Here is a 5,510-nt window from a genome sequence, read left to right on the forward strand (position 1 = left end):
GAAGGAGGGAGTTCTTTTGTCGATTTCATTATTTGTATTATCCGTACATAACAAGAAGTTACTCAATGCAGTGAAGCCACTCGTTAAAGATGAGTATAGACTGATTGACTTCGTATACAGCAACAAACGTGTGTTATCAAACTATAGCGAGTTAGATATTCAAATTCGAAGAATTTGTAGCGTGTTATACGAAGAGAATACGACGCTCTCTGTCGATGACTTAATGCACATCGATTTACTAAAAGGATTTGGAATGACACCATCTGTCCATCACTCATTAAAAAATGCTGGTTTTGAAACTATTCAACAATTAAAACAACTCTCTAAAGAACAATATGACTACCACTTAAAACGTGGTGCGGGGTCCATCTATAAGAAAGCTCAAGCTGCTATAAAAGAATTTGAAAGCGTTTTTTCTAAGAATTATATCGACGTAGTTTCGTACTTATTACTCGTCGAACACGATATTGATCAGCCTATTGATGTCGAAAGATTAATTCAATCATCAAATAATTTTTATTCAAACGCTAAAGAAAAAGTATATGACACTCTAGCAGCTTTAATTGATGATGAAATTCTTGTAAAAGTGAAAGATAAATACTACGTCAAACGTTGGTCTTTAAAAGACGTTCTCGCATTTGATTTTCCAAACAAAGACACATATTTAATGCGCCTAGACGGTGTCAGTGTGCGCGAAATCGGAAAAAGTACGGGCGTGTCAAGAACAACAGTACTGACTTATGTGTCTCGTATTAATACGAATTTCATTCCACATTACTTAAAAGAGAATGATTACAGTAAATACATCACAACGTACAATATGCCTCGTGATACGTTCCAGTACGTGTTTCAATTAGATGATGACGTCATATCATACTTATATAATAAATTTGAAACGAATGATTCCTCAACTGACGTCGCAGCAATCGTTAAAGACCACATATTAACTGAAGATGAATTGTCTCGCCTACTCTATTTTGAAAAGATGTTTATAAACAGTAAAGGCAACGTCGTGACACAATCGAGCACGAACCTCTTTGAGGATTTAGTATATCGATATAAAGACCGCTCGTTTGCACTCGAATCATTTTACGAATTATATATGAACGAGTTAACAACAAACCGAGTGCTAAATATTAAACCAACAGATATCCGTCGATTCGAATCGATTATCGACAACTCAGATTCTGTAGTAAAGAGCATTAAACATCAATTTAGATATTATGACACGAATATCACACAAGACACGATCAACATCATTAACGATATATTATCGACGTTAAAAGGGAGCTACGGCTTACAATTCGTATACGAAAATCATAAAAAAACGCTATCGAAGATCGGTCTTATAAATGGATATGAACTCGGTAGCCTTATGAATAAAGTCGGTCTATCAAAATTTAACGACGTCATTTCCATCATTAGAATTAGTACGATTCAAGTCGGGTGCAGCCACCAAAATTTTATAGAAGATAAAGTATGTCAGTTCACCGGTCACTCGTTAAATGAACTCCTCGATCATTTACAAAATGACTACGGGTTACACAGAGATACGATGTTTACGTATATTTCTAATCAACACGTCGACTATATATTTGACGGAATCATTCGTTGCCATAATACGATTCCTAAATGTGAGTCGTTTTATAAAGAAGCGAAAAAACGTCTCACTGAACCGATTTATTTAGTCTCTGAGGTCATGGCTGATTTATCTGAAATTGCAAATAAAGAACTCATTCCGAGTAAACAACTATTCCATAATCTTGGCTATACGACAAAAGGTAGCGCCATTATTTACAAAGACACGTTTAACAATGCACATGAAGCAATTAAAGCGTGGATTATCTCTAAAGAAGTATTTGAAACTGATACGCGTGAAATTTTTAAAGCACAACAGTGGTACTCTGAGACATACAAACTCGAAAGAGATTTAATTATCTTTAGGCTTAGCCCAAATGAACTCATCCACTATACTTACTTAATAAATCTTGGAATTTCAAAACCGATGGTGGATAGTTTTATCTATGAAGTGAAACAATTTACGAAGAAATTTAAATACTTTACACTACCATTCTTAAAAAAACATGGATTTAAACACGAATTGTTCGATTACTTAAATGATTATACGTTAGAGAGAATTTTAGCAACGAGACAAAACATATACCCTCAAAGCTTCAGTTCGCCAATCATTTACACTAACGATCTTAATGTACAGTCAAAAAGCGACGTACTAAAAGACATTTACAAAAAGAATCCAATGTCATTAAATAAAATGGTTAAATACTTAGAGAAAACATATAGCTTAACCATCTCGAAAGTCGAATTAAAATATAGACTCTCATCGACAGGAGTATTAGTAAAGAAATAACGATAACAAAAAGACTGTAGACCTCTTCAGAGTTGTCTACAGTCTCTTTATTTCCTAAGAAATATTTTTAATGCATTGGGCATTTGTTTTTTCGATATAAGAAATTTGGTGACCTCATTGTGTTATCAAATCCGTAATGATAATTATGTGTCAGAGACGGTGATAACGGTGGTGCGAGCCAGCTCCATTTTCCTGTTACTGTGCGTCCCGCTTCTTGTTCTAATCGTTCAAATGTTTTAAACTGCTTGGATGCTGTAATGTGATCTACCATCGTCACTTTACTATCTCTAAACGAATGGTACACTGCGTAACTAATTTCAACGAGTGCACGGTCTCTCCAATAAGTCGTCGTCTTCGACATATCTAATTCTAGTGCTTTAGCGATACTTTCTAGTTTATTATAGCGATACTCATCCGTAAAGTTTCTGACTGCGATTTCTGTTTCCATATACCAGCCATTAAACGGTGTTGTATGGTAATAAATTCCACCTATTTCTAAATCCATACAACTAATAATCGGAACCGCGTACCATTTAAGACCTAAATCTTTTAACTTTGGATAATGATGATGTTCGATGCCTACTTCTTTAATAAGGCCTTCACGGTATTCATGATAATGAATCCCTCCATCACCTACTTTATATAAAAGAGGCAACACATTAAAGTCACCTGGTTCACTCTTCCAACCGATCTTTTCTGCTTGTTTAGTCGCTTCTCTCGACCTCGGATCTCCGACATTGTCATATCCAGCGTAACGTATAAGTTGTTCATTGTAGAGCGTAATATCATTACTATAGATTGAGACCATCGGTACAATTTTACCACCATTAGTTGCATCATTAATATGCGTTTCAATCGATTCAACAAAATCCGCTTCATTATCGATATGTCTTTCATCCCTAACGACGAGACTTTCCCAGTATAATCTGCCAATACAGCGGTTCGAATTACGCCATGCCACACGCGCTCCATATTCTAATTCTTTAGACGTATGTGTGTAACGATTCGTCTCATCAATTTCTTTTTTAATCTCGCTTAACCTATTCGCCGGATCACCTAATTTTAACTCGTCGTACATCATTTCAATAAACTCTGTTGCTTGTTCAAATAGCCCCATACAATCGTCCCTAACATTATCTATTCTATTATTATGTTACACGAGAATAGACATTTATAATATATAAATATGAAATTCATGATAAAATTGATGCTGATTATACAAAGGTTGGGATTATTATGGCGAAACTTTATTTCCGTTACGGGACAATGCAAAGTAACAAAAGTAATCAAATTATCACGACGCATCACCAATATACGACTCAAGGTAAGAGATGTTTAGCGTATACGACACCGATTGATTCAAGAAGTGGTTATAAAGAATAAAATCTAGAGTCGGCTTAGAACTGGAAGCAGAATATATAACGGATGATATCTATGAAAAAGTTAAAAAAGAGAATGAGAAAGAAAAAGTATTTGCAGTTTTGATCGATGAAGCTCAATTTTTATCGAAAAAAGACATTCATAATTTAAGCGATATTCCAGACTTACTCGATATTCCTGTCATTGCTTTCGGTTTAAAAACAGATTTTAGAAATGAACTGTTCGAAGGCAGTCGTACACTACTTGAACTCGCTGATGCTATTGACGAATTAAAAACAGTTTGTCAGTTCTGCAATAAAAAAGCGACATTAAACATGAGATTACATAATAATATTCCGACAAATGTCGGTGAATCGATTCAAATCGGTGACGAAGAATATGTTCCTGTATGTCGTAAGTGCTATAAAGAGCGATTGGATTTAGTATAGAAAAGGTAAAAGAGAGTTTTAGGCGTAGAACTAAAACTCTCTTTTTAAAATTAGTAGGAATAATTATGTATAATTTTAAATGTTGCTCATTGAATTAGAATAATCATTAAGATTAATTATTCTATCTGCTTGTTGTGCTTGTTCCATATTATGAGTGACTAAAACCACTGTTTTTTTATACGTATCTCTCAAATCTTTTACAAGGTTAAAAGAAAGATGTGCTAAATTTGGATCGAGTGAACCTGTTGGTTCATCAGCTAATATAATATCCCCTGGTTTTAATATCGTTCTTGCCACCGCAACTCTTTGTTGTTCTCCACCTGATAAAGTATTTACATCGTCATTTATTAAAGTTTCTATTTCAAGCTTCTTTAAAACGTCATTTACTAATTCTATTTTTGTATTTTGATGCTCTTTCACGTACTGAAGCGCCATCAATAAATTATCTTTTACGGTCATATTTGAAATAAGTGCATACGATTGGAATAAATAATTAATCGTATTCCTTCTCATTAGTGTGGCTGCTCTAGAGTTTATCGCAGGTAACTTCTGATTATTTATTCTGATTTCTCCTAAATCGACACTTTCTAATAGGCCAATCATGTTCAACAATGTGGATTTACCACATCCAGACTTTCCAATGATCGCTACAAATTCCCCCTCTTCAATATCCAGAGAAAAATTATTAATAATCGTTCTACTTCCAAATTGTTTTGTAACATTTTTTATCTCAACTGCTTTCATTAATTATTTCTCCTTAATTGATAAAAGTAATTGCTTTGTGTCATTTTTCGTCATGTAAAAGTAAAATATTGATAACTGAATAATCCCATAAATAATGATTAGAATAATGCCTATCTTTGATCCAGATAAAGATACAACTATAATATTAATTGTCCATATGAATAGGATGCTGATTAGTGGTAATGTATACATTTTAAGAAAATCAAATCCTAAAAATTTAGATACATATAATTTTTCATTATTGGATAATCGATAAACATATGCTAAAGAGAGGAGTAATAGAATAGAAAGTAATAAAGCTCCTAAAATTGCTCCAGAAAACCATAAAATTGTTTGCGTTAAATCTTTTTGAAGTCCATCGATATATTCTTCAATCTTTACAAACGTCAATTTATTATCTAATAAATTAAACTGATACAAATATTCTTTTGAAGTATATTTGTCAGCTGTATTCTTATCTTTAAATTTAATAAAGCTATTGAGATTATTACTTCTCAAACTTTCCGACTGTCTAAAAGCCATATTTTCTGGAGTAATTATATAAATCACGGGATTATTTGTTAAGATATCTTGCTCGGGGTCATGACTCC

At 33.4% G+C, this 5,510-nt stretch carries 5 protein-coding genes and 1 pseudogene; 3 read left to right on the forward strand and 3 right to left on the reverse strand.

All coding sequences use genetic code 11. The annotated features are described in order from the left end of the window. Window positions 1-16 precede the first annotated feature (16 nt). Entirely contained in the window at window positions 17-2,368 is a 2,352-nt protein-coding gene (locus TJ68_RS04060) for a hypothetical protein (protein ID WP_040928896.1), read from the forward strand. Between the two features lie 67 nt (window positions 2,369-2,435). Here TJ68_RS04060 and TJ68_RS04065 read toward each other — a convergent pair whose 3' ends face one another. Further along, window positions 2,436-3,485: a nitric oxide synthase oxygenase gene (locus TJ68_RS04065; RefSeq protein WP_040928897.1), complete on the reverse strand. Its 1,050-nt coding sequence runs from the start codon at window positions 3,483-3,485 to the stop codon at window positions 2,436-2,438. A 119-nt stretch (window positions 3,486-3,604) separates the two neighbouring features. Here TJ68_RS04065 and TJ68_RS08830 point away from each other — a divergent pair, with 119 nt between their 5' ends. Further along, window positions 3,605-3,751: a thymidine kinase gene (locus TJ68_RS08830; protein ID WP_337587678.1), complete on the forward strand. Its 147-nt coding sequence runs from the start codon at window positions 3,605-3,607 to the stop codon at window positions 3,749-3,751. Window positions 3,752-3,798: 47 nt separating this feature from the next. Continuing rightward, entirely contained in the window at window positions 3,799-4,176 is a 378-nt protein-coding gene (locus tag TJ68_RS04070) for a thymidine kinase (protein ID WP_337587679.1), read from the forward strand. 75 nt (window positions 4,177-4,251) lie between these two features. Here the strand turns inward: TJ68_RS04070 and TJ68_RS04075 are convergent, their stop codons facing one another. Together TJ68_RS04075 and TJ68_RS08510 are read right to left on the reverse strand one after the other, a co-directional pair. Beyond that, the gene (locus TJ68_RS04075) at window positions 4,252-4,920 is read right to left on the reverse strand and encodes an ATP-binding cassette domain-containing protein (RefSeq protein WP_040928898.1); all 669 of its coding nucleotides are present in this window, start codon (window positions 4,918-4,920) and stop codon (window positions 4,252-4,254) included. A gap of 3 nt (window positions 4,921-4,923) precedes the next feature. Continuing rightward, window positions 4,924-5,510 (reverse strand): annotated as a pseudogene (locus TJ68_RS08510) (amino acid ABC transporter permease); the annotation flags it as partial.

The sequence above is a fragment of the Nosocomiicoccus massiliensis genome (assembly GCF_000438455.1).
Taxonomy (GTDB): domain Bacteria; phylum Bacillota; class Bacilli; order Staphylococcales; family Salinicoccaceae; genus Nosocomiicoccus; species Nosocomiicoccus massiliensis.

Excerpts from the sequence above, each read along its gene's own strand:
- TJ68_RS04075 (WP_040928898.1), bottom strand. The coding sequence starts at position 4,920 with ATGAAAGCAGTTGAGATAAAAAATGTTACAAAACAATTTGGAAGTAGA.
- TJ68_RS08830 (WP_337587678.1), top strand. The coding sequence starts at position 3,605 with ATGGCGAAACTTTATTTCCGTTACGGGACAATGCAAAGTAACAAAAGT.
- TJ68_RS04065 (WP_040928897.1), bottom strand. The coding sequence starts at position 3,485 with ATGGGGCTATTTGAACAAGCAACAGAGTTTATTGAAATGATGTACGAC.